Below are 25,262 nucleotides of genomic sequence, written 5' to 3' on the forward strand. Positions count from 1 at the left end.
ACCCTTTTATCCACTGGGGGACCGCTCTGAAACAGCACTCTGCAACCTGTGGATAACTCTGTGGGCAAGCGTTGGAAAGACGGGTGCAGGCGGCGTCGTTACTGGCCTGCCGCCATCGTCTCGGGTGCCACCCGGTTGCACCGATCGGCACCCGGCCCATGGGCAAGGCCTGCGGTCAAGAAAAAAACTTTCGATCCGGCTGCAGGCCTTGTGGATAGCGGCCCAGGCGCATACGTACTTGCCCCCAAAGTCTGTGGAAGGGATTGTGGATAAGGTGCGTAGAAGGTTGCGCGGCCCTTGTGAATCAAGGTGTTGAGGCTGGTGGTTGTTTTTTGTACAGCGCCAATGGCTGCTTGCTGGCGCCCCGCAGGCCGGGCATGCTTGGGCAATACCTGTAAGCCAGGCTTGCCTGTGCGCAAGTCAACCAAGGAGAACATGATGACTTCCACCGTATTCATCACCGGGGCGACTTCCGGCTTCGGCGAAGCCTGCGCCCGCCGTTTTGCACAGGCCGGCTGGTCGCTGGTGCTGACAGGACGTCGCGAAGAGCGTTTGAATGCCTTGTGTGCCGAGTTGTCGAAAGAGACCCTGGTTCACGGCCTGGTGCTGGACGTGCGGGATCGCAAGGCCATGGAGCAAGCAATCGCCGGCCTGCCCCCCGAGTTCGACAAGCTCACGGGCCTGATCAACAACGCCGGCCTGGCGCTCGGCGCCGACCCCGCGCCCAAGTGCGACCTGGACGACTGGGACACCATGGTCGACACCAATATCAAGGGCCTGATGTACAGCACCCGCTTGTTGCTGCCTCGGCTTATCGCCCATGGACGCGGTGCCAGCATCCTCAACGTAGGGTCCGTGGCAGGCGACTATCCCTACCCTGGCAGCCATGTGTATGGCGGCACCAAGGCGTTCGTCAAACAGTTCTCGTTGAGCCTGCGCTGTGACTTGCAAGGCACCGGCGTGCGGGTGACCAACATAGAGCCAGGGCTGTGCGAGAGCGAGTTCTCACTGGTGCGCTTTGGCGGTGACCAGGCCCGCTACGATGCGACCTATGCCGGCGCCGAACCCTTGCAGCCGCAGGATATTGCCGAGACGATCTTCTGGGTGCTGAACCAGCCGCCACACGTCAACATCAATAGCCTGGAGTTGATGCCTGTCAGCCAAGCCTGGAGTGGGTTCTCCATCCACCGGAAGTGATGGCGGCCGCTACGCACCAGCTCTGGCGCGTAGCGGCCGTAAAAACGACTAAAGCGCGGCTTCGAGGCCTATGTAACAAGTCGCCAGATGATAAGGCGTGGTCGACGGCATGTCGCTGCGGCTGACCGCGCCCTTGGCATCCAGACACTCATACCAGCCGCCACCGTGCAGGAAGTGCTGCTGCAGGGTACGCAGTTGTTGCAGCACCTGGCCCTGGCTATCGGCGCGCAACGTCAAGGCACGCAGGTATTCGGCCTGGGCCCAGATTCGCTGAGTGGCATTGCGGACGGTGCCATCGCTGTCGAGCATGGCCAATACCCGGTGATTGTCGACGCCGCATTGCTCGGCATAGGTGAAAGCCCGGCTCAGTGACTGGTGCAGTGCGCTGCCCTTGAGCAAGTCGGACGATTCGAGCAAATAGAACCATTCGAATTGATGACCTGGCTCGAACCAGTTATCCACAGCCCCTCGAGGTTTCTCCAGCATCACCCCATGCTCGGGGTCGATGAAGCGAGCCTGCATGGCGCTGGCCAACGCTTGCAGGGCTGCTTCGACCCGGGCGTCTTCGCGCACGGCCAACGTCGCCAGAAAAGCTTCGGCCAGGTGCATCAGCGGGTTCTGCAGCGGTCCACTGTCCAGGCTCGACCAATCCTGCGCCAGGCTGGCTTCGTAGAGCCCGTCGTTGCTGGAGAAACGCTCGGCTACCACGCTGAGCGCGGCATTGTGCACCGATTCGGCCAGCGGCTCGCGAACCTTCGCCCAGTAATGTGCGCAGGCGAAGATGATGAACGCGTGGGTGTAGAGATCCTTGCGCCGGTCCAGCGGTTTGCCCTGGGCATCGATGCTGTAGAACCAGCCGCCATGCTCGGCATCGTGAAAGTGCCGTTGCAACGAGCGGAACAGGGCCGCGGCATGTTCCCGAGCGCCGGGTTGTTCGAACCGGCTGGAAAACAGATACAGCTGGCGGGCGCAGGCCATGGCCCGATAGCGCTGGGGCGGCAGCGGGCAATGCCCGGGGTCGAGGGCCTCGAAGGGCAACGCCAGTTCCGCGTTCCAGCCCGGGCCTTGCCAGAGTGGCACGATCGTCTGCGAGAAGTGCTGCTGTACGGCCGTGAACACGGCGGTCAATTCAGGCTGGTTGGCGGAGCTGGAAACGTCGGGCATTGGCAAGTGTCGTCACGGCTGGGGCGTTTGTGCGACATGGTAGCAGGGATCGGGTTTAGTGAATGCGAGTGCTGCGCACTCGATCGCGGGCAAGCCCGCTCCCACAATCTATGGTCACCCCCGTTTCTGCAATACTGTACATGGATGCGGGCACGTTCGCGCAGGGTTTTCACGTCCGACAGTTGTACATTGCTCATCACAATCTCCTGGCTGTTACGGTTGGCCTTCATGAACCCATATAGCTTTGAACCCCGAACGGGGACAGGAGTTCGCCAGCCGCCGCAAGCTTGTACGCGGGCCCGCCGACCACTAGTGTTCAGGGACTTGCATGAATCAGGGACGGCAGGACATGGCGCAAGCACTCTCGACGCGGTATCCGCTGGTGATGGTCCCAGGGATGCTCGGTTTTGTCCGGTTGCTGCTCTACCCCTACTGGTTTGGCATTCCCGCGGCGTTGCGGCGCGGCGGCGCCCAGGTGTTCGTGGTGCAGGTTTCGCCGGTCAACTCCAACGAGGTCCGGGGCGAGCAACTGCTGCGGATCATCGAGCGGATTCGTCGGGAAACCGGGGCCGACAAGGTCAATCTGATCGGCCATAGCCAGGGTGCTCTGACGGCCCGCTATGCAGCGGCAAAGTACCCTCAATGGATCGCCTCGGTGACGTCGGTGGCCGGACCCAACCGGGGCTCGGAGCTGGCCGATTACTATGTACGTCGTTACCCGGCCGATTCAGCCTGTGGTCGCCTCCTGGCCCTGGCCCTGCGGGTGTTGGCAGGTGGGATCTGGCTGTTGGAAACCGGCCAGCGCGGTCCGCTGCTGCCCATCGATGTGGAGGCTTCGCACCGTTCTCTGACCAGCGAAGGCGCGGCTCTGTTCAACCGCCAGTATCCGCAAGGCGTTCCCACCACCTGGGGCGGGCGCGGGGCCGAGGAGGTCAATGGCGTGCGCTATTACTCCTGGTCCGGCATCGTCCAGGACAAGCGCAGCGATAGCGGCGGCAATCGCTTCGATGGCAGTCATTTTTTCTGCCGTCTGAACGTCCGCGGCTTTTTCCGCGAAAGAGAGTGCGACGGCATGGTCGGGCGACTCAGCTCGCACCTGGGCCAGGTGATTGGTGATGACTACCCGCTCGACCATTTGGATATCGTCAACCAATCCCTGGGCCTGGTCGGCAAGGGTGCCGACCCGGTGCGGTTGTTCACCGAGCATGCGGCACGCCTGAAAGCCGCGGGGTTATGAGGCTCGAAGGCGCCCAGGCGCTCAAGGGCGATGCCCGCAAGGCGTTCATGAGCGATTGCCTGAAGAAAAAATGAGACCTTTGTAACAAAGTCGTTCACCCCGACGGCCAGTCGCCAAAGCCCTCTGGTCGTACCCTCGGAACGCTGGCAGACTGCGGGTCCTTTCACGCCGTTCGTCTCTGAGGCTGTATGCCCCTCTTTACTGCGCGCCAAGTGATGTTGGCCAGTTGGATCATCGTTTTCGCCGGGCTATTGCTGGTGCTGCCGCTCAAGTTGTTGCCGAGCCTGCTGGCCGGTTTGCTGGTGTACGAGTTGGTGAACATGTTGACCCCCAAGCTCCAGCACCTGATCGCCGGGCGGCGTGCGCGCTGGCTGGCCGTGGCATTGTTGGGCACGCTGGTGGTCAGTACATTGACGCTGCTATTTGCCAGTGCCATCAGCTTTCTGCTGCATGAAGCCGAGAACCCTGGCGCATCGCTGGACAAGTTCATGCTGCTGGTTGATCAGGCGCGTGCGCAACTGCCGCCCTTCATCGATGCATATCTACCGGCCAGTGCGGCCGAGTTCCGGGTGGCCATCGGTGACTGGTTGAGCGCGCACCTCGGTGAGTTGCAACTGGTGGGCAAGGGCGCGGCGCACATGTTCGTCACCCTGCTTATCGGCATGATTCTGGGGGCGATCATCGCCTTGCAACAGATTCCCGACCCGACCCTGCGCAAACCCCTGGCGGCGGCCTTGTTCGAGCGCCTGTCGCTGCTGGTCCGGGCCTTTCGCAATATCGTCTTCGCGCAGATCAAGATTTCCCTGCTCAACACCTTTTTCACCGGGGTCTTCCTGGCAGTGGTGCTGCCGTTGTTCGGCATCAAGTTGCCGTTGACCAAGACGCTGATCATGCTGACCTTCCTGCTGGGGCTGTTGCCGGTGATTGGTAACCTGATTTCCAACACCCTGATCACCATCGTCGGCCTGTCCCTGTCGATCTGGGTGGCGATGGCGGCGTTGGGTTACCTGATCGTTATCCACAAGGTCGAGTATTTTCTCAACGCACGGATCGTCGGCGGGCAGATCAGCGCCAAGTCCTGGGAGTTGCTGCTGGCGATGCTGGCGTTCGAGGCGGCGTTCGGCCTGCCGGGGGTGGTGGCGGGGCCGATTTATTATGCGTACCTCAAGAGTGAGTTGCGCCAGGCGGGGATGGTGTAGGGCAGGGCCGGCCTCATCGCTGGCAAGCCAGCTCCCACAAGGTTCACACAACACCTGTGGGAGCGGGCTTGCCCGCGATGAGGCCCTGACAGGCAATACAACTCTCTAGCCGTACCGCTTGCGCGCCTCGATCGCCAACCCGCTACCGATGCTGCCAAAGATATTCCCTTCCACATGCCGCGCATTGGGCAGCATGGCCGACACGCTCTGGCGCAGTGCCGGAATACCGCTGGAACCACCGGTAAAGAACACCGTATCGACCTGCTCCACGCCCACCCCGGCATCGCTGAGCAGTTGGCTGACGCTACCACGCACACGCTCGAGCTGGTTGTCGATCGAGGCTTCGAACAACGCCCGCGTAAGCTCCACGTTCAGCCCCGGCTCAATCCGGTCCAGCGGCACCAGGCGGCTGTCGGCGTGGGTCAGCTGGATCTTGGTTTCTTCCACTTCCATGGCCAGCCAGTGCCCGGCGCGCTGATCGATCAGCTTGAACAGACGGTCGATGCCGTCGGTATCCTCAATGTCGTAGCGCATGCTGCCCAATGCCAACTTGGACTTTTGCGAATACACCGAGTTGATGGTGTGCCAGGTGGCCAGGTTCATGTGGTGGCTGGTAGGCATGAACGCCTGGCTCTTCATCCGGCTGCCGTAACCGAACAAGGGCATCACGCCTTGCAGGCTCAACTGCTTGTCGAAGTCGGTACCACCGATGTGCACGCCGCCGGTGGCGAGGATGTCATCGTGACGGTTATCCACGGCACGGCGCTCGGGGGCCAGGCGCACCAGCGAGAAGTCGGAGGTACCCCCGCCGATGTCGACGATCAGCACCAGTTCTTCGCGTTCGATGGTCGACTCGTAGTCGAAGGCTGCGGCAATGGGTTCGTACTGGAAGGAGACTTCCTTGAAACCGATCTTTTTCGCAACTTCGGCCAGGGTATCTTCGGCTTCCTGGTCGGCAACCTGGTCGTCATCGACAAAATGCACCGGACGACCCAGCACCACTTCATCGAAGGCGCGGCCGGCATTGTTCTCGGCGCGCTTCTTCAGCTCGCCGATAAACATGCCCAGCAGGTCCTTGAACGGCAGGGCGGTGCCCAGCACGCTGGTATCGTGCTTGATCAGCCTGGAACCGAGCAGGCTCTTGAGCGAGCGCATCAGGCGGCCTTCGTAGCCCTCCAGGTACTCGTGCAGGGCCAGGCGGCCGTAGACCGGGCGGCGTTCTTCTATATTGAAAAACACCACCGAGGGCAGCGTGATCTTGCCGTCCTCCAGCTCGATCAACGATCCCACGTCCGGGCGATGCCAGCCGACGGTGGAATTGGACGTGCCAAAGTCGATACCGCAGGCACGGGCTGGGGATGCGTTTTTCATGTTGTTGCGCTTCCGGAAAAAAACGGCCGCGCAGTGTATGCCAGTCGAGGACAGAATCGAAGGCCGACTATCGATTATTCACAACGACGGGGTAGCTTGAAAGGCTATGCTTGACCCCAATATTCAATCGATCCGATTGGCACAGTGAGTGACGCCTTAGATGGACTTCAAAGATTACTACAAGATACTTGGCGTAGAGCCGACGGCGGATGACAAGGCGATCAAGACCGCCTACCGCAAGCTCGCCCGCAAGTATCACCCCGACGTCAGCAAAGAGAGGGACGCCGAGAACAAATTCAAGGAGGCCAACGAGGCCTACGAAGCGCTGAGCAGCCCGGAAAAGCGCGCCGAGTACGACGAGTTGCGCAAGTACGGCCAGCACGGGCGCCCGTTCCAGGGCCCGCCGGGCTGGGAAGGCCGGGCAGGTGGCGACTTTGGCCAGGGCGGCGGCGATTTCTCGGATTTCTTCAGTTCCATATTCGGCTCGGCCGGCCGTGGCACCGGCAACCCCTTTGGCCGCGGCCAGCAACGCAGCGCCGGTCGGCGTGGACAGGATGTAGAAATGGAACTTGCGATTTTCCTTGAAGAAACCCTGGCCAACGAATCGAAGAAGATCAGCTTCCGGGTGCCGCAGTACAACGGCGCCGGGCATCGCACCGGTGAAACCACCAAAACGCTGAACGTGAAAATTCCAGCCGGGGTGACCGACGGCGAACGCATCCGCCTCAAGGGCCAGGGCGCTCCTGGTGTGGGTGGCGGCGCCAATGGCGACCTTTACCTGATCATTCGCTTTGCGCCGCATCCGCTGTTCGATGTCGAAGGCCATGATCTGATCATCACTGTGCCGCTGGCCCCTTGGGAAGCGGCGCTGGGCACCAAGGTCGCGGTCCCGACCCTGACCGGCAAGATCCACCTGACCATCCGCCCCGACAGCCAGAGCGGTCAACGCCTGCGGGTCAAGGGCAATGGCCTGGTCGACAAGCATGGCCAGCGCGGTGATCTGTTCGCGCAATTGAAAGTCGTCATGCCGAGCCACTCCGACGACACTACCCGAGAACTCTGGAAAGCCCTGTCGGAGAAGGCCGCGTTCAATCCTCGAAGCCAATGGAGTAGCTGATCATGAGCAGCACCCTGATCGTTCAATGGGGCATGAAAGAATTCTGTCAGGTGGTCGACCTTCCGCCCGCCTATGTGATCGAAATCGTCGAGCATGGCATTGTTGAACCTCAGGGGCGAACGCCGGATGACTGGCTGTTCGACGATCGCGCTCCGGTGCTGGCCAGGCGTGCGGCCAAGCTGCGCGATGACCTGCACATTGAATGGGAAGGCGTAGCCCTGGCCCTCGAACTGCTGGAGGAGGTCCAGCAGCTGCGCACGGAGAACCAGATGCTCAGGCAACGGTTGGGGCGATTTGTGCAGGAGTGACCTTTACGCGCCTAGAACAGAAAATAGCGCTGGGCCATTGGCAGCTCGTCGGCCGGCTCGCACCACAGCAGCACGCCGTCGGCCTTGACCTGGTAGGTCTGCGAGTCGACTTCGATGTCCGGCAGATAGCCGTTGTGGACAAGGTCGGTTTTCTGCACTGATCGGCAACCCTTGACCACGCCGATTTTTTTCTTCAGGCCCAATGTTTCCGGTACCCCGGCCTCGAGCGCGGCCTGGCTGATGAAGGTCAAGCTGGTGGCATGCCGCGAGCCACCGTAGCTTGCGAACATCGGCCGGTAGTGGACCGGTTGCGGGGTTGGAATCGACGCGTTGGCGTCGCCCATCAAACTGGCGGCAATCGCGCCGCCCTTGAGGATCAGGGTCGGTTTGACGCCAAAGAACGCCGGGCGCCAGAGCACCAGGTCGGCCCATTTGCCCACTTCGATCGAGCCCACTTCATGGCTGATGCCATGGGTGATCGCCGGGTTGATGGTGTACTTGGCGATGTAGCGTTTGGCGCGGAAGTTATCGTTGCCGGGACCGTCTCCTGCCAGCGGGCCGCGTTGCTTCTTCATCTTGTCGGCGGTCTGCCAGGTGCGCGTGATGACTTCACCAACCCGGCCCATGGCCTGGCTGTCGGAGCTGATCATGGAGAACGCCCCCAGGTCGTGGAGGATGTCCTCGGCGGCGATGGTCTCGCGGCGAATCCGGCTCTCGGCAAAGGCCACGTCCTCGGCGATGCTCGGGTCCAGGTGATGGCAGACCATCAGCATGTCCAGGTGCTCGTCGATGGTGTTGCGGGTGAAAGGCCGGGTCGGGTTGGTCGAACTGGGCAGCACGTTGTTGAAACCGCAGGCCTTGATGATATCCGGGGCGTGACCGCCACCGGCGCCTTCGGTGTGATAGGTGTGGATGGTGCGGCCCTTGAACGCGGCCAGGGTGGCTTCGACGAAGCCGGACTCGTTGAGGGTGTCGGTGTGGATCGCTACCTGTACGTCATATTGGTCGGCGACGCTCAGGCAGTTGTCGATGGCTGCCGGGGTGGTGCCCCAGTCCTCGTGCAGCTTCAGGCCGATGGCCCCGGCCCTGACCTGCTCGATCAGCGGTTCGGGCAGGCTGGCGTTGCCCTTGCCGGTAAAGCCGATGTTCATGGGGAAGGCATCGGCCGCCTGGAGCATGCGCGCCATGTGCCAGGGGCCGGAGGTGCAGGTGGTGGCGTTGGTGCCGGTGGCCGGCCCGGTACCGCCACCGATCATGGTGGTGACACCGCTCATCAGGGCTTCTTCGATCTGCTGCGGGCAGATGAAGTGGATATGGGTATCGATGCCGCCCGCCGTGAGGATCATGCCTTCACCGGCGATGACTTCGGTGCTGGCGCCGATGGCGATGGTCACGTCTGGCTGGATGTCGGGGTTGCCGGCCTTGCCGATGGCGGCAATGCGGCCATCCTTGAGGCCGACGTCGGCCTTGACGATGCCCCAGTGGTCGATGATCAGGGCGTTGGTGATCAGGGTGTCGACGACGTTGGCGGCGAGCAACTGGCCCTGGCCCATGCCGTCGCGGATGACCTTGCCGCCACCGAACTTCACTTCTTCGCCGTAGGTGGTGAAGTCTTTTTCGACTTCGATCCACAGCTCGGTGTCCGCCAGACGCACGCGGTCGCCGACGGTGGGGCCGAACATGTCGGCGTAGGCTTGTCTGGAGATTTTCATGCAGCTTCCTTACAAATTGGAGTCGAGCACCTGTAGCCGCTGCCGCAGGCTGCGCTGGGCTGCAAAGCAGCCCCCTGCATTTCAACGTGAACGAAGGTCCTGCGGCCCTTAGCGCAGCCTGCGGCAGCGGCTACAGGGTATGCGGCGTCATTGGAGTGGGGGATCAGTCCAGGCTGCCCATAATCCGCCCGGCAAACCCGAACACCCGGCGCAACCCCGCCAACTCCACCAACTCCACCTCCCGGTTTTGCCCCGGCTCGAAGCGCACCGCGGTACCGGCCGGGATGTTCAAACGCATGCCCCGACTGGCCGCGCGGTCGAAGCTCAGGGCATCGTTGCTTTCGAAAAAGTGATAGTGCGAGCCGACCTGGATGGGCCGGTCGCCACTGTTGGCGACGGTCAGGCTCAGGGTGCGGCGGCCGGCATTGAGTTCGATCTCGCCGGGTTGGATCCGGTATTGGCCTGGGATCATGCAGTCGGTCCTTGCAGGGTCTTGTAGTAGAGCGCGGTAGGGCGGTATTGGCCGTCGGGGCCGCAGGCGTAGTCGGGGATCTGCCCGGCGCGGGTGTAGCCCATGGCGCGGTAGAAGTCTTCTGCCGGCGAACCGGCTTCAGTGTCCAGGTACAACAAACCGCGTTTGTATTGGCGAGCGGTGACTTCCACGGCATGCATCAGTTGCTGGCCCATGCCACGCCGCTGGACGCTTTCGCGCACCAGCAGTTTCTGCACTTCGGCACGGTTCAGGCCATTGGGCTTCTGGCACAGCGAAAGCTGCACGCTTGCCACGACCTGCTCCTCGTTGACCACCGTCAGCAGTACCAGGTTGCCGTTGGCCAGGTCTGTCTTGACCTCATCGAAGTAGCTATTGGCCTGCTGCGCATCCAGGTCGGCCATAAAACCGATCGAGGCGCCTTGCCGAACAGCATCGAACAGCAGTTCGATCAGGCCCTGGCGATAGTGGGGGAAACTCTCGACAGTGACACGACGCAGTTGGGCAGCATTCATCAAGACTTACTCCTCAGGAATCGCAGGTGGTTGAGCGCCCGGGTTCAGGATCAGCTGCATGAAGGTCAGGTCCAGCCAGCGACCGAACTTGGTGCCGACTTGCGGCATCTGCCCGTTGATCGTGAAGCCGAGTCGTTCGTGCAGGCGGACAGACGCCGCATTGCCACTTTCGATGGCGGCGACCATCACGTGTTTATTGCAGGCCCTGGCGCGCTCGATCAAGGCCTCCATCAGCAGCGGACCGAGGCCATGGCCGCGCTGGTCGGCGCGCACGTAGACCGAGTGCTCGACGGTATGCCGAAAGCCTTCGAAAGGCCGCCAGTCGCCGAATGAAGCATAGCCGAGGACTTGATCGGCTCCATCGACGGCCACCAGGGTCGGGTAGTGCTGCGCCTGGCGAGCGCTGTACCAGGCCTGGCGGTTGGCCAGGTCGACCGGTTGTTCATTCCAGATTGCGGTAGTGCTCCGCACCGCGTCGTTGTAAATGTCGCAAATGGCCGGCAAGTCGGCAGGTACGGCATCGCGGACTGAGTAAGTCATGTTTGGCCTCAGGCGATAGGTTGGTGAACGGTCACCAGCTTGGTGCCGTCGGGGAAGGTCGCCTCCACCTGGATCTCCGGGATCATTTCCGCAATGCCCTCCATCACTTGTTCACGGGTGAGCAGGGTGGTGCCGTAGTGCATCAGTTCGGCCACGGTCTGGCCATCGCGGGCGCCTTCGAGCAGGGCAGCGGAGATAAAGGCCATGGCCTCTGGGTAATTGAGCTTGACCCCGCGGGCCAGGCGCCGTTCGGCAACCAGGCCGGCAGTGAAGATCAGCAGTTTGTCTTTTTCGCGTGGAGTCAGGTCCATGTCGTCGGTATTCCTGTTGAATTCATTATGTGTTCCAAATTCTGGGGGGCATGGCTTCGCGGCCCAATAGCGCCGGGCGCAGCAGCTGCCACAGGGCGATCAGCCAGTCGCGCGCATGCAGGGCCTCATCGGCCAGGCAGCGTGCCGCCAGCAGGCCCGGCAGTTGGCTCAGGTCTCCACGGACCCGGTTGGGCAGGGAGCGGCATTGCTCCAGCAGTGCCGCGTCGATTTCGCCGGTCACCAGCAAGGTCGAGAACACCGGCCTGCCGTCGAGCCCGATGGGCGAATCGAGCAGGCCATCGCTGCCATTGATGCGCTGGCGTTCATGCCAGATCAACTGCCCGTCGCGCCGAATATCCAGGTGTGACTGGAAGTGGCCCTGCTCGAAGTGCTCGCCGCTGGCCGGCCGGCCCAGGGCGACGATATCCCAATAGAACAACCGGGCATCACCTTGCAGATCGATGTGGGTAGTCAGCTCGGCCCGGGCGGCGCTGAAGACGATCGTCTCCTGGGGCAGCCATTCCAGGGTCGCGCCTGCGGCAACTTTCAAATCCAGCTGTTGAAAGGCCGGGCCCGCAGCACGATACCACTTGGCCGCGCCGGGGCTGGTCAATTGCGCCCAGGCGCCAGCCTCGACCCGGGCACTGATGTTCAGGCGGTCGCCACCGGCAATGCCGCCTGGCGGGTGGACGATGATGTGCTGGCACACCTCGGGGCCTTCGGCGTAGAGGTGCTTTTGCACGCGCAACGGCCCCTTGTGACGGCGCAGCGTTGGCCGCGTGCCATTGCCGAAGCGGGCATAGCCCAGTTCCAGCTCGGCATGCCAGCTGGGGGTGTACAACGCGTTCGAGGCAGGCAGGGTCATAAAGGCAGATCGTACCAATTGAGGTTTCAGGTTAGATGGTTACCAGGCCGCGCACACCCTCGGCCTCCATATTTTCACCACGGCCCTGCTGGATGATCTCCCCACGGGACATGACCAGATACTGGTCGGCCAGTTCGGCGGCGAAATCGTAGAACTGCTCGACCAGCAGGATCGCCATGTCGCCACGCTCGGCGAGCTTGTTGATCACCGCGCCGATTTCCTTGATGACCGAAGGCTGGATGCCTTCGGTGGGTTCGTCGAGGATCAACAGGCGTGGGCGGCTGGCCAGTGCCCGGCCAATGGCGAGCTGTTGTTGCTGGCCACCGGAAAGGTCGCCACCGCGGCGGTGTTTCATCTGCAGCAGCACCGGGAACAATTCATAGATGAACGCCGGCACTTCTCTGGCTTCCTTCGCGCCGAACCGCGACAGCCCCATCAACAGGTTTTCCTCGACGGTCAGGCGCCCGAAGATTTCCCGCCCCTGGGGCACGTAAGCGATGCCGGCGTGAACCCGTTGGTGCGGCTTGAACGCGGTAATGGTCTTGCCTTCCCACTGGACGCTGCCGTCCTTGGCCGGCAACAGGCCCATCAGGCATTTGAGCAAGGTTGTCTTGCCGACACCGTTGCGCCCTAGCAGGCAGGTGACTTCGCCGACCTTCACGTCGAAGGACAGGCCGCGCAGGATGTGGCTGCCGCCGTAGTACTGGTGGAGCTTGTCGACTTGCAGCATGTTTGGATCTCATCAATTGATGCTGTAATTTTTGGTGCATGTCCCGGCCTCATCGCTGGCAAGCCAGCTCCCACAGAGGTATGCCTTACGCGGACATTGTGGGAGCTGGCTTGCCAGCGATGCAGGCGCCGCGGTCTATCTACCCAAATACACCTCGATCACCCGATCATCCCCCTGCACCTGCTCCAAGGACCCTTCCGCCAACACACTGCCCTGGTGCAAAACCGTGACATGGTCTGCAATCGCCCCAACAAACCCCATGTCATGCTCGACCACCATCAGCGAATGCTTGCCGGCCAGGCGCTTGAACAGCTCGGCGGTGAACTCGGTCTCGGCGTCGGTCATGCCGGCCACCGGTTCGTCGAGCAACAGCAATTGCGGGTCCTGCATCAGCAGCATGCCGATCTCCAGAAACTGTTTCTGGCCGTGAGACAACAGCCCGGCCTGACGGTGCACCGAACTGCTCAGGCGGATGGTTTCCAGTACTTCGTCGATACGGTCTTTCTGTTCCCCACTCAGGCGCGCGCCCAGGCAGGCCCAGACCGATTTGTCGGTCTTCTGCGCCAGCTCCAGGTTCTCGAACACGCTGAGGGCTTCGAACACCGTTGGTTTCTGGAACTTGCGACCGATCCCGGCCTGGGCGATCTGCACCTCGTTCATTTGGGTGAGATCAAGGGTCTCGCCAAACCAGGCCTTGCCGTGGGTGGGGCGGGTCTTGCCGGTGATCACGTCCATCAGGGTGGTCTTGCCGGCGCCGTTGGGGCCGATGATGCAACGCAGTTCGCCGACGCCGATGTACAGGTTCAGCGCGTTCAGGGCCTTGAAGCCATCGAAACTGACGCTGATGTCTTCCAGGGTCAGGAGGGTGCCGTGGCGTACGTCCAGGCGCTTGCCGAAAATGCTCTGGCCCAGGCCGATGGAGTCGCGGCTGCTGCCTGCATCGCGGTTGGGGTCGAAGGCCGGCTCGAGCATGAACTCGGGCCGGGCAACCGGTAGTGGAACGCCTCTCATTGTTCGCCCCTCTTCTTCAGCAGGCCGAAAATGCCCTTGGGTAGGTACAGGGTGACCACGATGAACAACGCACCGAGGAAAAACAGCCAGTACTCGGGAAAGGCCACGGTGAACCAGCTCTTCATGCCATTGACCAGACCGGCGCCGAGCAGTGGCCCGATCAGCGTGCCGCGCCCGCCCAGGGCGACCCAGACCGCTGCTTCGATGGAGTTGGTCGGTGACATTTCACTGGGGTTGATGATGCCCACCTGCGGCACGTACAGCGCACCGGCCAGGCCGCAAAGTACGGCACTGAGCACCCAGACGAACAGCTTGAAACCGCGCGGGTCGTAACCGCAGAACATCAGGCGGTTTTCGGCATCGCGCAGGGCGGTCAGCACCCGGCCGAACTTGCTCCGGGCCAGGCGCCAGCCCAGGTACAGGCTGGCCACCAGCAGCAGCACGGTCAACAGGAACAAGACGGCCCGAGTGCCCTGGGCGGTGATGCTGAAGCCCAGGATGCTGCGAAAGTTGGTAAAACCGTTATTGCCGCCGAACCCGGTCTCGTTGCGAAAGAACAGCAGCATCCCGGCGAAGGTCAGGGCCTGGGTCATGATCGAGAAGTACACGCCCTTGATCCGCGAGCGGAAGGCAAAAAAGCCGAACACCAACGCCAGCAGCCCCGGCGCCAGCACCACCAGGCACAGGGCCCAGAGAAAATGCTGGGTGCCGGCCCAGTACCAGGGCAGCTCGCTCCAGGAGAGGAAGGTCATGAACGCCGGCAGGCCGTCGCCCGCTGCTTCACGCATCAGGTACATGCCCATCGCATAGCCACCGAGGGCGAAGAACAGGCCATGGCCCAGCGAGAGCAGGCCGGCATAGCCCCAGACCAGGTCCAGGGCCAGGGCAACGATCGCGTAGCAGAGGATCTTGCCGACCAGGGTCAGGGTATAGGCCGAGACCTGCAGGCGGCTGTCGGCCGGCAACAGCGACAGCAGCGGCAGGGCCAGCAACAGGAGCAGCACGGCGCCACCCACGGCAAGGGAAGTTTTAGGGCCGGCCTTTTGCGCGGCGGTTACAAGCAGAGGCTGGTTCATCAGTCGATCACCCGTCCTTTCAATGCGAAGAGGCCTTGCGGACGTTTCTGGATAAATAGAATGATCAGCGCCAGGATCAGGATCTTGCCGAGCACGGCACCGATCTGCGGTTCAAGAATCTTGTTGGCGATGCCCAGGCCGAAGGCTGCCGAAACGCTGCCGGCGAGCTGGCCGACGCCCCCCAGCACTACCACCAGAAACGAGTCGATGATGTAGCTCTGGCCCAGGTCCGGGCCGACGTTGCCGATCTGGCTCAGGGCCACGCCACCGAGCCCGGCGATACCCGAGCCCAGGCCGAAGGCGAGCATGTCGACCCGCCCGGTGGGCACGCCGCAGCAGGCGGCCATGTTGCGGTTCTGAGTCACGGCCCGGACGTTCAGGCCCAGACGGGTCTTGTTCAGCAGCAGCCAAGTCAACACCACCACGAACAGCGCGAAGCCGATGATGACAATGCGGTTGTACGGCAACACCAGATTCGGCAGCACTTGAATACCGCCCGACAGCCAGGCCGGGTTGGCGACTTCGACGTTTTGTGCACCGAAGCAGAGCCGTACGGCCTGGATCAGGATCAGGCTGATACCCCAGGTCGCCAGCAGGGTTTCCAATGGGCGCCCGTAGAGATGGCGAATCACCGTGCGCTCGAGCAGCATGCCGACGCCGGCGGTGACGAAGAACGCCACCGGCAACGCCACCAACGGATAGAACTCCAGCGCAGAGGGGGCCAGGCGCTGAAACAGGATCTGGACCACGTAGGTGGCATAGGCGCCGAGCATCAGCATCTCTCCGTGGGCCATGTTGATCACCCCGAGCAAGCCGAAGGTGATGGCCAGGCCGAGGGCGGCCAGCAGCAGAATCGAGCCCAGCGACATACCGCTGAAGGCCTGGCCCAGCAGTTCGCCGATCAGCAGCTTGCGCTTGACCTGGGCCAGGCTGGTTTCGGCAGCGGTGCGCACGCTTGCGTCGGTTTCCACGCTGGGGTCGAGCAGGGTTTCCAGGCGGGTGCGGGCCAGCGGGTCGCCGGTTTCGCCGAGCAGGCGCACGGCAGCCAGGCGTACCGCAGGGTCTGTATCGACCAGTTGCAGGTTGGCCAGGGCCAGAGCCAGGGCGGCGTGCACGACCTCGTCGGGTTCGGCGGCGAAGCGTCGGTCGAGAAAGGCGACCTGGGCTGGTTGCGCGGTTTTTTGCAGTTGTTGTGCAGCAGCCAGGCGCACATCAGTCTGGTTGGAGAGCAGGCGATGGCTAGCCAGCGCATTTTCGACCAGACCGCGCAGGCGGTTGTTCAGGCGCAGCTTGCGCTCGTCGTCCGGCAGGCGGCCTTGTTGCAGCGCTTCGAGCAGGGGCAACCGGGTTGGGTCCGGTTGTGCGGCCCAACCTTGCAGCAGGGTCGCTTGCTGGGTGGGGTTGCTCGTAATGAAATAGTCGGCTTCGCTGGCGTGTGCGGCCAGGGGCAGCAGCAGGGCGAGGCTGAAGATGAAGCGATAGAGGGCAGTGAGCATATCAAGATGTCCTGAAAGACATGCGCGGCCCCTGTGGAAATTCCATGCTGCCTGTCAGGGCCTCATCGCTGGCAAGCCAGCTCCCACAGGAGTGAGTGGTGCACGCGGACCCTGTGGGAGCTGGCTTGCCAGCGATAGGGGCCATGCGGTCCCACAGGTTGTGGCATCCGCTGTTTAGTTACTCTTCACCGCATAATCCGGCTTCTTGTCATTGCCCGGAATGTAAGGGCTCCACGGCTGCGCCTTGATCGGCTCCGCGGTCTGCCATACCACGTTGAACTGTCCATCATCCTGAATCTCACCGATCATCACCGGCTTATGCAGGTGATGGTTCTTCTCATCCATGGTCAGGGTAAAGCCCGACGGCGCCTTGAACGTCTGCCCGGCCAGCGCCGCACGCACCTTGTCCACATCCGTGGTCTTGGCCTTTTCTACGGCCTGCGCCCACATATGGATGCCCACGTAGGTGGCTTCCATCGGGTCGTTGGTCACGGCCTTGTCGGCGCCCGGCAGGTTCCTGGCCTTGGCGTAGGCTTTCCAGTCGGCGACGAACTTCTGGTTGACCGGGTTCTCCACCGATTCGAAATAGTTCCAGGCGGCCAGGTTGCCCACCAGCGGCTTGGTGTCGATGCCGCGCAACTCTTCTTCGCCGACCGAGAACGCCACCACCGGCACGTCGGTGGCTTTCAGGCCCTGGTTGGCCAGTTCCTTGTAGAACGGCACGTTGGAGTCGCCGTTGACGGTGGAGATCACTGCTGTCTTGCCGCCGGCCGAGAACTTTTTGATGTTCGCCACGATGGTCTGGTAATCGCTGTGGCCGAACGGGGTGTAGACCTCTTCGATGTCCTTGTCGGCGACTCCCTTGGAGTGCAGGAACGAACGCAGAATCTTGTTGGTGGTGCGCGGGTAGACGTAGTCGGTACCCAGCAGGAAGTAGCGCTTGGCACTGCCGCCGTCTTCGCTCATCAGGTACTCCACCGCCGGGATGGCCTGCTGGTTTGGCGCCGCACCGGTGTAGAACACGTTCGGCGACATCTCTTCGCCTTCGTACTGCACCGGGTAGAACAGCAAGCCGTTGAGTTCTTCGAACACCGGCAACACCGATTTACGCGACACCGAAGTCCAGCAACCAAACACCACGGCGACATTGTCCTGGGTCAGCAACTGCCGGCCTTTCTCGGCGAACAGCGGCCAGTTCGATGCAGGGTCCACCACCACCGGCTCCAGCATCTTGCCGTTGACGCCACCCTTGGCGTTGATCTGGTCGATGGTCATCAAGGCCATGTCCTTGAGCGAGGTTTCCGAAATCGCCATGGTCCCCGACAACGAATGCAGGATGCCGACCTTGATGGTCTCGGCGGCCTGGAGGCTCCAGGTCATGCCCATGGCGGCAATCGATGCCGTCAGCGTGAAAGCCTTGATCAAACTACGACGCTTCATTGTGCGATCTCCATGTACTTTGAGTTTTTCAGTGGGCAGAGGGCGACTTCTGAAGGGTCTTTAGCAAGGGGTGTGCCGAAGTGCGTGCGAGGCTCTGGGGCGGCGGTTTCTGGCATATTTCAGCCGTGGCGCTGCACCAGAGAAGGGCTGGTCAGGAGGCAGGGTGCAGGTGAGCGCGCTTCGTTGGTGCATGGACATAGAGTCCGGCAGCGGCCACGTAGGTTGTGACTTCTACCGCACGTATGGAATTGCCAAGGGCTTTGGCAGGCTGTCATTGCGACACGCCTAGCGATCCTCGCGTGTATGCCACAGACGCAACAGATAAATCGTCGAGCCTTGAATCTCGTAGCGCATTTCATAGTGACCGACCAAGATCCGCCGCACATCACGCGGTTCGAACTCTTCCAGCCACTCGCCAATTCGCGGGTTGTTCAACAGCGTGGTCGGTGCAGCTATGAGCTGCTGAACCGTTCGTGCCGCGGCGGGTTGGTTGGCCGTGGCCAGGAATTCATAGAGCCGGGTCAGGTCGGAAAGTGCCTTGCTTGTCCACTTCAACTCCATCAGCGTGGTGCCGGCAACGGGTTGTCGGTGCTGAGGCTGTCGGCCCAGGCTTGAACAGCCTGATGGTCGATAACCCGACCGACGTCGACATCGGCGAGTGCTTCACGGGTCAGGCGACTGCGCTCTTCTTCCTGGTCGATCCACGCGGCGAGTGCTTGTTTGACGATCCAGCCCTTTGAACGCTCTATACGTGTAGCCATCTGATCGATCTTTTCGGCCAGTTGCACCGGGATGTGAGCGGTAACGACTCGGGTGTTAGCTGTGCGGGTCATGATGGGATCACCCCTGAGTGTGGTGAGAGACAGCAGGATTTAGTGAGGCAGGGACCGCCTTTGAGTGCGGCAATCATTCAGTCGAGCATCGTTTCGAACCACTGATTTGAATTTAATCATATTGATTAAATTTCAATCGTCAATCGGCAATATCTCGATAGCAGTCGCTCTGTAGGTGAATTCTTTATTTTGTGAGTGGCATTTCCCAAGCATAATCCACCCGCCTTGAGCGCTGTTGCGCCTGTCTTTTTGTATGGCTAGTCTTGTCCGGTCGACTTGCCGACAACTGCCCGCCCGAACTGCGCTCGCTGGCGCGCTCGGTGATGCATCAGCTCGAAGTCGCCAAGGCGCTGGTTGAAGCATCCATTGCAGGGCTGGACGACGTTGGTTCGCCAGCGACGCAGTCGGGCTGAAGCTGGGCGGTGAAGCCTTCGCTGGCAAGCCAGCTCCTACATGGAGCGGTTTGCCAGCGATGCAAAAATCCCTCTGTAGGAGATGGTCGGGCGGCGTTCCGCTTGCCAGCGATGAGGCCCGCGCAGGCAACCAACAACCTCAGGCCATTTCCACCTTCCGCCCCAGCCGCGACAACACCCCCCAATCCAACGCCCAAACCGCAATCAGCGAAACCCCCACCAACGGAAACGCCACGCCCAAGCCAATCATGATCACAATCGCCGTCTTCCACTTCGGCAAATCATGCCGCAGCGGCGGCACACCAAAACTTCCTTGTGGACGACGTTTCCACCACATCACCACACCGCTGACAGCGCTGAGCAGAATCATCAGGCAAATCAGCAGCACGATGATCTGATTCACCGGCCCGAACATCTTGCCTTCATGCAGCATCACGCCCATTTCGGTGGCGCGGGCGACGTTGTTGTAGTCTTGCCAGCGCACGTCGGCCAGCACCTTGCCGCTGTATTGATCGACGTGCAGGGTGGCGTCGTTGCGTGGGTCGTCGGCGAACACGGCGATGGTGAAGACGCCTTCGGCGGTGGTCGGCAGGGTGATGCTGTAGCCGGGCTCGACGCTGCGCTCGGTGGCGATATCGACAACCTGCTGCAGGCTCACTTGCGGTGCGGCCGGGGCAGTGGTGCCGGAGTTGTGGCCGGCGTGTTCGGCGTGAGCGCCCGATTGCGGCATGGGCGTGTTTTCCATAGCCCAGGGCACGGTCTGGCGTGTGGCGCTGTTGAGGCTGCGTGCTTCCTGATCGGACTTGGGCACGTCGGTCCACATTGCCGCGGGGAAGGTGTTCCAGACCTGGGCGAACTGCTTGCCCCATACGCCGGTCCAGGTCATGCCGCTGAGCAGCATGACCAGCAGCAACGCCCCGCCCCAGAAGCCGACAACGGCGTGCAGATCACGCCAGAAAACCCGGCCCCGGCTGCGCAGGCGCGGCCACAGCACGCCACCGGCTGACTTGCCGCGCGGCCACCACAGGTACATCCCGGACACCACCAGGACAATCCCCCAGCCTGCCGCCAGTTCCACCAGACGGTCGCCGAAGGTGCCGATCATCAACTCGCCGTGCAGGGCGCGGGCGATGGCCTGCAGGTTGTCCTTGGCATCCTGCTCACCGAGAAGTGTGCCGGTGTACGGGTCGATGAAGACATTCAGTTCGCGCCCTTCCTGCTTGATCACGAACTGCGCACTGCGCTCGGCAGTGGGGGCTGGCAGGTATTGGCTGACACTCCCGTGCGGATAGGCCAGGCGCACACGCTGCTGTTGCTCGTCGGCACTCAAGCTGTGGTGCGCAGGGTTGACCGTCAGCAGGTCGCCGTACATCAACGGGTCCAGTTGCGGCTTGAACAGGTAGATGATCCCGGTCAGTGCCAGCAGGATCATGAAAGGGGCAACGAATAGCCCGGCATAGAAGTGCCAGCGCCAGGCCAGGTTGTAGAACGAAATTTTCGGTTTGCTCATGGGGCATGCTCCACGTGTCGCAAAAAGGTCACACGCAGCCGTCTGCGACTGTCTTGGGCAGTGCATTCAGGTTCGGCAGCGTGAGGTTTCAGTCAGACGTGAGCGAGGGGGGGGCGGGGCGCGCGTGCGGGCGCCGGGGAAGACCGCCTGGCGGGCATGGCCCTGAAGCGGCCGGGAATCGAGGCAGTCTGATGCCGAAGGGGCGTCACAGGCAAGCAGGCTGATGGCGTTGGGCAGCGCCGGGCAATGGAAGAACAGGCTGCAATAGCCGCACTTTTCCCAGAGTGCCTGCAATTTTCCCGCGCCCTTGTGATGCTCGGCCGAATGGCCGCTGTCATGGCTGCCGGGGGCGGCCGTGCGCATGTCCATGGCTGCGTTCATGGACATCGGCATGCTGTGATCCATCGGCATCGCCTGGGAAATCAGCGGGCCGATAAAGATCATCAACATGGCAAACAGGCTGAGCCAGGAGCCGCGCGTCGTGTTCACATGACGGCGGTGCAATCCGGGCGGCCTGGCGGGCGTGCGCATGGTCGTCAGTGATTAATGCGCGTGGGCTTGTACCCTGCTTTCAGGCGGGGCTGTTTTCTGCACGGCAATCTCGACGGTCACGTTGCCGGCTTTCTCGAAATGCAGTGTCAGCGCGAAGCGCTTGCCGTCCTGCAGCAAGCTGCGGTCCTTGAGCTCCATGAGCATCACGTGATGGGCCATGGGCGCGAAGGTGGCGTCGGCGCCGGCAGGGATTTCCACGCTCTGGACCTGCTGCATCTTCAGCAGGTCGCCGTTTTTCACATGTTCATGCAGCTCGGCCTTGCCGGCGATGGGGCTGTCGACGCTGAGCAGACGGTCGGCGCTCTTGCCGTTGTTATGGATCACGAAGTAGGCCGCAACGTTGGGTGCGTTCGGCGGCAGTTCCTGCGACCACGGGTGGGCGATCTGCAGGTCGCCGACGCTGTATTCGTGGGCATTGGCAAAGAAGGCGGGCAGCAGCAGGGCGGCCAGGACAAGTGCTTTCTTGAGCATGGTGGTTCTCCAGTCGATTCAGGGCACAGCAATGTGTGGGGTGAATCAGGCCAGAGGCGAGGCACGCGGGTTGAGGCTGGGCCATTGCTGGCGCGGCGTGGGGGTGATGGCCGATGCAGTGGGCGCATCCACGGTTACGTCGTGGTACGCCAGAATCAGTCGGGCCGCGTGCCCGGGCAAGGCCACCAACGGCGTGGAACCGGAACAGCACCAGCAGTGCTGCATGGTCGAGTGATCGTTGTTTTGCGGGGCGTTCTGTTCGGCCTGGCCCAGCGAGAGGGCAACCAGACGGGTGCCTGAGCCTGAGCAGAACGAGCCCCACAACAATTGCTCGGCCTGCGGCGAAGCGCCGGACAAGGGCATGGCCAGCATGTTGAACAGCACTGCGAAGCAGGCGATCCAGGCATAGGCGAGCCGGTGTCGGGGCATGGGCAGGTCCGGGTTGGGGGGGGCTGTGAATGGTGGCTATTTAGCCAGAATAGACTGGATAAGTAAAAATGCGGGGCTGTGGTGGGGTGACGCAGTGGATTGTTTTTTGAAGGTGATTTTTGTGTTGTCTGGCAGGGCTTCATCGCGGGCAAGCCCGCTCCTACAGAGGGTATGAGCGTTAACACACTGTTGGTCTGGCATTAATCACTGTAGGAGCTGGCTTGCCAGCGATGAGGCCAGCTCATCCACCGCAAAAAAATCCTGATCTACCAGCGGCAAGGCTGGCCGCTGCAGAATCAACACTGGCACCCCACGTTCCCGCGCAACTTCCAGCTTTGGTTCGGTAGCACTGCTGCCACTGTTCTTGCTGATCAACACATCGACCTGGCGACGCTCGAACAGTTCGCGCTCATCCTCCAGTCGGAAAGGCCCACGCGCCCCAATCACCTCGCAGCGCTCATTGCCAGGAACCGAGTCGAGTGCGCGCAGCGTCCAGAACTGATCCGCCGGTATCTCATCCAAATGCTGCAACGGCTCCCGCCCCAACGTAAACAACGGCCGCTTGAACGGTGCCAGCGCCCGAATCAACTCCGCCCAATCCGCCACTTCACGCCAGTCATCCCCCGGCTGCGGCTCCCAGGCCGGACGCCTCAGGGCCCAACAGGGAATAGCCGTCAGCCGCGCAGCGTTGGCTGCGTTATGACTGATTTGCGCGGCATAGGGATGGGTGGCATCAATCAACAGGCTGATGCCTTCGGCGCGAATGAACGCGGCCAAACCTTCTGCACCGCCGTAGCCGCCGACGCGGACCTGGCAGCGGAGGTCGGTCGGCACCCGGCCGATGCCGGCCAGGCTGTAGATATGCTCCGGCCCCAGGGTGCGGGCGATGGCCAGGGCTTCGGTCACGCCGCCGAGCAGTAGAATGCGTTTCATGTAAAGGCTCCCGCGTGGCCGACGATGCCGCCCTGGCGATCGATGGCGAAGACTTCCACCTGCACCTGCGCCGGCACCACGCTGCGGGCGAAGTCCAGGGCGTGTTGGCACACCGCATCACCCAGTGCGACACCGGCGGCACTGGCCAGGGCCAAAGCCTGCTGGCTGGTGTTGGCCTGGCGGATGGCGGTTTGCAACTCGCTATCGGCGCCGATGGCGGCGGCCCAGTCGGCCAGTTGCGGCAGGTCGATGCTGGAGTGGCGGCTATGCAGGTCCATGTGCCCGGCGGCGAGTTTGCTGATTTTGCCGAAGCCACCGCACAGGCTGAGTTTTTCCACCGGGACTTTACGCAAGTGCTTGAGCACGGCACCGACAAAGTCGCCCATTTCGATCAGGGCGATTTCCGGCAGGTCGTAGACCCGGCGCATGGTGTCTTCGCTGGCGTTACCGGTGCACGCGGCGATGTGCAGGTAGCCGTTGGTCTTGGCGACGTCGATACCCTGGTGGATCGAGGCGATGTAGGCCGAGCAGGAGAACGGCCGCACGATGCCGCTGGTGCCCAGAATCGACAGCCCGCCGAGAATGCCCAAGCGCGGGTTCATGGTTTTCAGGGCCAGGCTTTCGCCGTTCTCGACGTTCACCGTCACCTCGAAGCCGCCCGCATAAGCACATTCGGCGGCCAGTTGCTGCAGGTGTTCGCTCATCATCTTGCGCGGCACGGGGTTGATCGCGGGCTCGCCCACGCCCAGCACCAGCCCGGGGCGGGTCACGGTGCCGACGCCAACACCTGCGATAAAGCGCACGCCTGGCTCGGCGCACAAGCGCACCTGGCTATAGAGCAGTGCGCCGTGGGTCACGTCCGGGTCATCGCCGGCATCTTTCAAGGTCCCGGCCTCGGCGCCAGCGCCGGTCAGGCGGCAGAATTCCAGGCGCATCTGCACCTGCTTGCCTTTGGGCAGGGTGATCTGCACGGCATCGTCGTGCTGGCCGGTCAACAGTAGTCGAGCCGCTGCCAGGCTGGTGGCAGTGGCGCAGCTGCCGGTGGTCAGGCCGCTGCGCAGGGGGACCGGTTGTTCGCCTGTTTCGTCACGCATCACAGGGCTTGATTGCTTCGAGCAGGGTAATCGGCAGGGCCTGGCGCCAGGTGTCGAATTCGCCCAGTGGCTGGGCCTGGGCGATGTGGATGCGGGTCAGTTCGCCGCCGTGCCGCTCGCGCCAATCGACCAGGGTCGCTTCGCTTTGCAGGGTGACCGCATTGGCCACCAGGCGACCGCCGGGGCGCAGTTGCTCCCAGCAGGTTTGCAAAATACCTTCACGGGTTACCCCGCCGCCGATGAAGATCGCATCGGGACGCTCGAGCCCCGCCAACGCCTGCGGCGCACGGCCACGGATCAGTAGCAGGCCCGGCACGCCGAGGGCATCGCGGTTGTGTTCGATAAACTGCTGGCGCCCGGCATCAGCCTCGATCGCCAGGGCGCGGCAGCTGGGGTGGGCGCGCATCCACTCGATGCCGATTGAGCCGCTGCCGGCGCCGACATCCCAGAGCAGTTCACCTGGCTGGGGTGCGAGGCGGGCGAGGGTGATGGCGCGTACGTCGCGCTTGGTCAACTGGCCGTCGTGCTCGAAGGCCGAATCCGGCAAGCCGGCCAGCGGTGACAAGCGTGGGGCATCCTTTGCTGCCAGGCATTCGATGGCGACCAGGTTCAGGGTGGCGATGTCGGCGGCTTGCCAATCATCAGCCAGCGCTTGAACACGCCGTTCGGCACTGCCGCCCAGATGTTCCAGCACGGTGATCCGGCTGGGGCCGAAGCCACGTTCGCGCAACAGCGTCGCGATTGCCGCCGGGCTGGCGCCATCGTTGCTCAACACCAGCAGACGCACGCCGCTGTAAAGGTGCGCGGCCAGCGCGGCGACGGGACGGGCCATCACCGAAAGGGTGACGACCTCCTGCAACGGCCAGCCGAGGCGGGCAGCGGCCAGGGAATAGGAGGACGGTGCCGAGAGAATATTCAACTCCTCGGGCGCCACCTGCCGCGCCAGGCTGGCGCCCACGCCGAACAGCATCGGGTCACCGCTGGCCAGCACGCAGACCGGTTCGCCGCGCAGCGCCAGTACCGGGTTCAACGAGAAAGGGCTTGGCCAGAGATGGCGTTCGGCGCGGATGCAGTGTGGCAACAAGTCCAGCTGGCGCTGGCCGCCGAACACCCGTGAAGCGCCCAGCAATGCACGCCGGGCGCTCTTGCCCAGGCCACTGAAGCCGTCTTCACCGATTCCCACTACCGTCAGCCAGGGCGACATGCCTTTTCCTCATTGTGCGCCAATCCGACAGGCAGGCTTTTCAT

The 25,262-nt window shown here is 62.5% G+C and carries 29 protein-coding genes; 7 read left to right on the top strand and 22 right to left on the bottom strand.

Translation table 11 applies throughout. The features are described from left to right. Positions 1 to 438: 438 nt before the first annotated feature. Positions 439 to 1,197: an SDR family oxidoreductase gene (locus tag NVV94_RS02625; RefSeq protein ID WP_258447606.1), complete on the top strand. Its 759-nt coding sequence runs from the start codon at positions 439 to 441 to the stop codon at positions 1,195 to 1,197. A 48-nt stretch (positions 1,198 to 1,245) separates the two neighbouring features. On the opposite strand, the gene NVV94_RS02630 is transcribed toward NVV94_RS02625, so the two are convergent. Next, the gene (locus NVV94_RS02630; protein ID WP_258445707.1) at positions 1,246 to 2,361 is read right to left on the bottom strand and encodes an AGE family epimerase/isomerase; all 1,116 of its coding nucleotides are present in this window, start codon (positions 2,359 to 2,361) and stop codon (positions 1,246 to 1,248) included. A 349-nt stretch (positions 2,362 to 2,710) separates the two neighbouring features. Here NVV94_RS02630 and NVV94_RS02635 point away from each other — a divergent pair, with 349 nt between their 5' ends. From NVV94_RS02635 to NVV94_RS02645, 3 genes are all read left to right on the top strand, one after another. Next, the gene (locus tag NVV94_RS02635) at positions 2,711 to 3,598 is read left to right on the top strand and encodes a triacylglycerol lipase (RefSeq protein WP_258447607.1); all 888 of its coding nucleotides are present in this window, start codon (positions 2,711 to 2,713) and stop codon (positions 3,596 to 3,598) included. Further along, complete coding sequence (locus tag NVV94_RS02640) at positions 3,595 to 3,672, top strand: PsiF family protein (RefSeq protein ID WP_258447608.1); 78 nt, start codon at positions 3,595 to 3,597, stop codon at positions 3,670 to 3,672. The genes NVV94_RS02635 and NVV94_RS02640 overlap by 4 nt, the downstream gene beginning before the upstream one ends. 114 nt (positions 3,673 to 3,786) lie before the next feature. Next, positions 3,787 to 4,797, top strand: coding sequence for an AI-2E family transporter (locus NVV94_RS02645; RefSeq protein ID WP_258445708.1), 1,011 nt, complete (start codon positions 3,787 to 3,789; stop codon positions 4,795 to 4,797). A 105-nt stretch (positions 4,798 to 4,902) separates the two neighbouring features. On the opposite strand, the gene NVV94_RS02650 is transcribed toward NVV94_RS02645, so the two are convergent. Further along, a complete protein-coding gene (locus tag NVV94_RS02650; RefSeq protein ID WP_258445709.1) occupies positions 4,903 to 6,168 on the bottom strand; it encodes an Hsp70 family protein in 1,266 nt (421 codons plus the stop codon). A gap of 160 nt (positions 6,169 to 6,328) precedes the next feature. Between NVV94_RS02650 and cbpA the strand changes: the two genes are divergently transcribed. Continuing rightward, positions 6,329 to 7,285, top strand: coding sequence for a curved DNA-binding protein (gene cbpA, locus NVV94_RS02655; protein ID WP_258445710.1), 957 nt, complete (start codon positions 6,329 to 6,331; stop codon positions 7,283 to 7,285). Positions 7,286 to 7,287: 2 nt separating this feature from the next. Next, positions 7,288 to 7,593: a chaperone modulator CbpM gene (locus tag NVV94_RS02660; RefSeq protein WP_258445711.1), complete on the top strand. Its 306-nt coding sequence runs from the start codon at positions 7,288 to 7,290 to the stop codon at positions 7,591 to 7,593. Positions 7,594 to 7,604: 11 nt separating this feature from the next. Here the strand turns inward: NVV94_RS02660 and ureC are convergent, their stop codons facing one another. The 13 genes from ureC to NVV94_RS02725 all read right to left on the bottom strand — a co-directional run bounded on the left by ureC (position 7,605) and on the right by NVV94_RS02725 (position 18,612). Continuing rightward, positions 7,605 to 9,305: an urease subunit alpha gene (gene ureC, locus NVV94_RS02665; protein ID WP_258445712.1), complete on the bottom strand. Its 1,701-nt coding sequence runs from the start codon at positions 9,303 to 9,305 to the stop codon at positions 7,605 to 7,607. 163 nt (positions 9,306 to 9,468) lie between these two features. Then, positions 9,469 to 9,777 (bottom strand): urease subunit beta, encoded by a 309-nt coding sequence (locus NVV94_RS02670; protein WP_258445713.1) that lies wholly within the window; start codon positions 9,775 to 9,777, stop codon positions 9,469 to 9,471. Beyond that, on the bottom strand, positions 9,774 to 10,310 hold the full coding sequence (locus NVV94_RS02675; protein ID WP_258445714.1) for a GNAT family N-acetyltransferase: 537 nt from the start codon (positions 10,308 to 10,310) through the stop codon (positions 9,774 to 9,776). The genes NVV94_RS02670 and NVV94_RS02675 overlap by 4 nt, the downstream gene beginning before the upstream one ends. A gap of 6 nt (positions 10,311 to 10,316) precedes the next feature. Next, positions 10,317 to 10,850 (bottom strand): GNAT family N-acetyltransferase, encoded by a 534-nt coding sequence (locus NVV94_RS02680; RefSeq protein ID WP_258445715.1) that lies wholly within the window; start codon positions 10,848 to 10,850, stop codon positions 10,317 to 10,319. A gap of 8 nt (positions 10,851 to 10,858) precedes the next feature. Continuing rightward, on the bottom strand, positions 10,859 to 11,161 hold the full coding sequence (ureA, locus tag NVV94_RS02685) for an urease subunit gamma (RefSeq protein ID WP_258445716.1): 303 nt from the start codon (positions 11,159 to 11,161) through the stop codon (positions 10,859 to 10,861). A gap of 25 nt (positions 11,162 to 11,186) precedes the next feature. After that, positions 11,187 to 12,026, bottom strand: a complete 840-nt coding sequence (locus tag NVV94_RS02690) for an urease accessory protein UreD (RefSeq protein ID WP_258445717.1) — start codon at positions 12,024 to 12,026, stop codon at positions 11,187 to 11,189. A 31-nt stretch (positions 12,027 to 12,057) separates the two neighbouring features. Further along, positions 12,058 to 12,756: an urea ABC transporter ATP-binding subunit UrtE gene (gene urtE, locus NVV94_RS02695; protein ID WP_258445718.1), complete on the bottom strand. Its 699-nt coding sequence runs from the start codon at positions 12,754 to 12,756 to the stop codon at positions 12,058 to 12,060. Positions 12,757 to 12,891: 135 nt separating this feature from the next. Then, the gene (urtD, locus tag NVV94_RS02700) at positions 12,892 to 13,767 is read right to left on the bottom strand and encodes an urea ABC transporter ATP-binding protein UrtD (protein ID WP_258445719.1); all 876 of its coding nucleotides are present in this window, start codon (positions 13,765 to 13,767) and stop codon (positions 12,892 to 12,894) included. Then, positions 13,764 to 14,843, bottom strand: coding sequence for an urea ABC transporter permease subunit UrtC (gene urtC / locus NVV94_RS02705; protein WP_258445720.1), 1,080 nt, complete (start codon positions 14,841 to 14,843; stop codon positions 13,764 to 13,766). The genes urtD and urtC overlap by 4 nt, the downstream gene beginning before the upstream one ends. Next, entirely contained in the window at positions 14,843 to 16,339 is a 1,497-nt protein-coding gene (gene urtB, locus NVV94_RS02710) for an urea ABC transporter permease subunit UrtB (RefSeq protein WP_258445721.1), read from the bottom strand. Before urtB ends, urtC begins: the two co-directional genes overlap by 1 nt. A gap of 174 nt (positions 16,340 to 16,513) precedes the next feature. Continuing rightward, positions 16,514 to 17,779, bottom strand: a complete 1,266-nt coding sequence (gene urtA, locus NVV94_RS02715) for an urea ABC transporter substrate-binding protein (protein ID WP_258445722.1) — start codon at positions 17,777 to 17,779, stop codon at positions 16,514 to 16,516. A 285-nt stretch (positions 17,780 to 18,064) separates the two neighbouring features. After that, a complete protein-coding gene (locus NVV94_RS02720) occupies positions 18,065 to 18,340 on the bottom strand; it encodes a type II toxin-antitoxin system RelE/ParE family toxin (protein ID WP_258445723.1) in 276 nt (91 codons plus the stop codon). Continuing rightward, positions 18,340 to 18,612, bottom strand: a complete 273-nt coding sequence (locus NVV94_RS02725) for a CopG family ribbon-helix-helix protein (protein WP_258445724.1) — start codon at positions 18,610 to 18,612, stop codon at positions 18,340 to 18,342. Before NVV94_RS02725 ends, NVV94_RS02720 begins: the two co-directional genes overlap by 1 nt. A 263-nt stretch (positions 18,613 to 18,875) precedes the next feature. Between NVV94_RS02725 and NVV94_RS02730 the strand changes: the two genes are divergently transcribed. Then, on the top strand, positions 18,876 to 19,025 hold the full coding sequence (locus tag NVV94_RS02730) for a hypothetical protein (protein WP_258445725.1): 150 nt from the start codon (positions 18,876 to 18,878) through the stop codon (positions 19,023 to 19,025). 139 nt (positions 19,026 to 19,164) lie between these two features. Here NVV94_RS02730 and NVV94_RS02735 read toward each other — a convergent pair whose 3' ends face one another. The 7 genes from NVV94_RS02735 to cbiE all read right to left on the bottom strand — a co-directional run bounded on the left by NVV94_RS02735 (position 19,165) and on the right by cbiE (position 25,218). Further along, positions 19,165 to 20,535 (bottom strand): PepSY domain-containing protein, encoded by a 1,371-nt coding sequence (locus tag NVV94_RS02735; protein WP_258445726.1) that lies wholly within the window; start codon positions 20,533 to 20,535, stop codon positions 19,165 to 19,167. Positions 20,536 to 20,601: 66 nt separating this feature from the next. Continuing rightward, complete coding sequence (locus tag NVV94_RS02740; RefSeq protein ID WP_258445727.1) at positions 20,602 to 21,066, bottom strand: DUF2946 domain-containing protein; 465 nt, start codon at positions 21,064 to 21,066, stop codon at positions 20,602 to 20,604. 12 nt (positions 21,067 to 21,078) lie between these two features. After that, positions 21,079 to 21,558, bottom strand: coding sequence for a copper chaperone PCu(A)C (locus NVV94_RS02745; RefSeq protein ID WP_258445728.1), 480 nt, complete (start codon positions 21,556 to 21,558; stop codon positions 21,079 to 21,081). 45 nt (positions 21,559 to 21,603) lie between these two features. Further along, positions 21,604 to 21,987, bottom strand: a complete 384-nt coding sequence (locus tag NVV94_RS02750; protein ID WP_258445729.1) for a DUF2946 domain-containing protein — start codon at positions 21,985 to 21,987, stop codon at positions 21,604 to 21,606. A gap of 204 nt (positions 21,988 to 22,191) precedes the next feature. Then, positions 22,192 to 22,920: a cobalt-precorrin-6A reductase gene (locus NVV94_RS02755; protein WP_258445730.1), complete on the bottom strand. Its 729-nt coding sequence runs from the start codon at positions 22,918 to 22,920 to the stop codon at positions 22,192 to 22,194. Continuing rightward, positions 22,917 to 24,014, bottom strand: a complete 1,098-nt coding sequence (locus NVV94_RS02760) for a cobalt-precorrin-5B (C(1))-methyltransferase (protein WP_258445731.1) — start codon at positions 24,012 to 24,014, stop codon at positions 22,917 to 22,919. Before NVV94_RS02760 ends, NVV94_RS02755 begins: the two co-directional genes overlap by 4 nt. Further along, positions 24,007 to 25,218 carry a precorrin-6y C5,15-methyltransferase (decarboxylating) subunit CbiE gene (gene cbiE, locus NVV94_RS02765; RefSeq protein WP_258445732.1) on the bottom strand — a complete coding sequence of 404 codons (1,212 nt, stop codon included), beginning with the start codon at positions 25,216 to 25,218 and terminating at the stop codon, positions 24,007 to 24,009. The genes NVV94_RS02760 and cbiE overlap by 8 nt, the downstream gene beginning before the upstream one ends. Between the last annotated feature and the right edge of the window lie 44 nt (positions 25,219 to 25,262).

Origin of the sequence: Pseudomonas sp. LS1212 (genome assembly GCF_024741815.1) — a bacterium.
GTDB lineage: Bacteria > Pseudomonadota > Gammaproteobacteria > Pseudomonadales > Pseudomonadaceae > Aquipseudomonas.

Coding starts and splice junctions, on each gene's coding strand:
- NVV94_RS02640 (WP_258447608.1), top strand. CDS start 3,595: ATGAGGCTCGAAGGCGCCCAGGCGCTCAAGGGCGATGCCCGCAAGGCG.
- urtD (WP_258445719.1), bottom strand. CDS start 13,767: ATGAGAGGCGTTCCACTACCGGTTGCCCGGCCCGAGTTCATGCTCGAG.
- NVV94_RS02635 (WP_258447607.1), top strand. CDS start 2,711: ATGGCGCAAGCACTCTCGACGCGGTATCCGCTGGTGATGGTCCCAGGG.
- NVV94_RS02675 (WP_258445714.1), bottom strand. CDS start 10,310: ATGAATGCTGCCCAACTGCGTCGTGTCACTGTCGAGAGTTTCCCCCAC.
- NVV94_RS02755 (WP_258445730.1), bottom strand. CDS start 22,920: ATGAAACGCATTCTACTGCTCGGCGGCGTGACCGAAGCCCTGGCCATC.
- NVV94_RS02680 (WP_258445715.1), bottom strand. CDS start 10,850: ATGACTTACTCAGTCCGCGATGCCGTACCTGCCGACTTGCCGGCCATT.
- urtC (WP_258445720.1), bottom strand. CDS start 14,843: ATGAACCAGCCTCTGCTTGTAACCGCCGCGCAAAAGGCCGGCCCTAAA.
- NVV94_RS02745 (WP_258445728.1), bottom strand. CDS start 21,558: ATGCTCAAGAAAGCACTTGTCCTGGCCGCCCTGCTGCTGCCCGCCTTC.
- NVV94_RS02720 (WP_258445723.1), bottom strand. CDS start 18,340: ATGGAGTTGAAGTGGACAAGCAAGGCACTTTCCGACCTGACCCGGCTC.
- NVV94_RS02740 (WP_258445727.1), bottom strand. CDS start 21,066: ATGCGCACGCCCGCCAGGCCGCCCGGATTGCACCGCCGTCATGTGAAC.
- NVV94_RS02630 (WP_258445707.1), bottom strand. CDS start 2,361: ATGCCCGACGTTTCCAGCTCCGCCAACCAGCCTGAATTGACCGCCGTG.
- NVV94_RS02690 (WP_258445717.1), bottom strand. CDS start 12,026: ATGACCCTGCCTGCCTCGAACGCGTTGTACACCCCCAGCTGGCATGCC.
- NVV94_RS02670 (WP_258445713.1), bottom strand. CDS start 9,777: ATGATCCCAGGCCAATACCGGATCCAACCCGGCGAGATCGAACTCAAT.
- NVV94_RS02650 (WP_258445709.1), bottom strand. CDS start 6,168: ATGAAAAACGCATCCCCAGCCCGTGCCTGCGGTATCGACTTTGGCACG.
- cbiE (WP_258445732.1), bottom strand. CDS start 25,218: ATGTCGCCCTGGCTGACGGTAGTGGGAATCGGTGAAGACGGCTTCAGT.
- NVV94_RS02645 (WP_258445708.1), top strand. CDS start 3,787: ATGCCCCTCTTTACTGCGCGCCAAGTGATGTTGGCCAGTTGGATCATC.
- ureC (WP_258445712.1), bottom strand. CDS start 9,305: ATGAAAATCTCCAGACAAGCCTACGCCGACATGTTCGGCCCCACCGTC.
- NVV94_RS02760 (WP_258445731.1), bottom strand. CDS start 24,014: ATGCGTGACGAAACAGGCGAACAACCGGTCCCCCTGCGCAGCGGCCTG.
- cbpA (WP_258445710.1), top strand. CDS start 6,329: ATGGACTTCAAAGATTACTACAAGATACTTGGCGTAGAGCCGACGGCG.
- NVV94_RS02750 (WP_258445729.1), bottom strand. CDS start 21,987: ATGCCCCGACACCGGCTCGCCTATGCCTGGATCGCCTGCTTCGCAGTG.
- urtA (WP_258445722.1), bottom strand. CDS start 17,779: ATGAAGCGTCGTAGTTTGATCAAGGCTTTCACGCTGACGGCATCGATT.
- urtB (WP_258445721.1), bottom strand. CDS start 16,339: ATGCTCACTGCCCTCTATCGCTTCATCTTCAGCCTCGCCCTGCTGCTG.
- NVV94_RS02660 (WP_258445711.1), top strand. CDS start 7,288: ATGAGCAGCACCCTGATCGTTCAATGGGGCATGAAAGAATTCTGTCAG.
- NVV94_RS02725 (WP_258445724.1), bottom strand. CDS start 18,612: ATGACCCGCACAGCTAACACCCGAGTCGTTACCGCTCACATCCCGGTG.
- ureA (WP_258445716.1), bottom strand. CDS start 11,161: ATGGACCTGACTCCACGCGAAAAAGACAAACTGCTGATCTTCACTGCC.
- NVV94_RS02625 (WP_258447606.1), top strand. CDS start 439: ATGACTTCCACCGTATTCATCACCGGGGCGACTTCCGGCTTCGGCGAA.
- NVV94_RS02735 (WP_258445726.1), bottom strand. CDS start 20,535: ATGAGCAAACCGAAAATTTCGTTCTACAACCTGGCCTGGCGCTGGCAC.
- urtE (WP_258445718.1), bottom strand. CDS start 12,756: ATGCTGCAAGTCGACAAGCTCCACCAGTACTACGGCGGCAGCCACATC.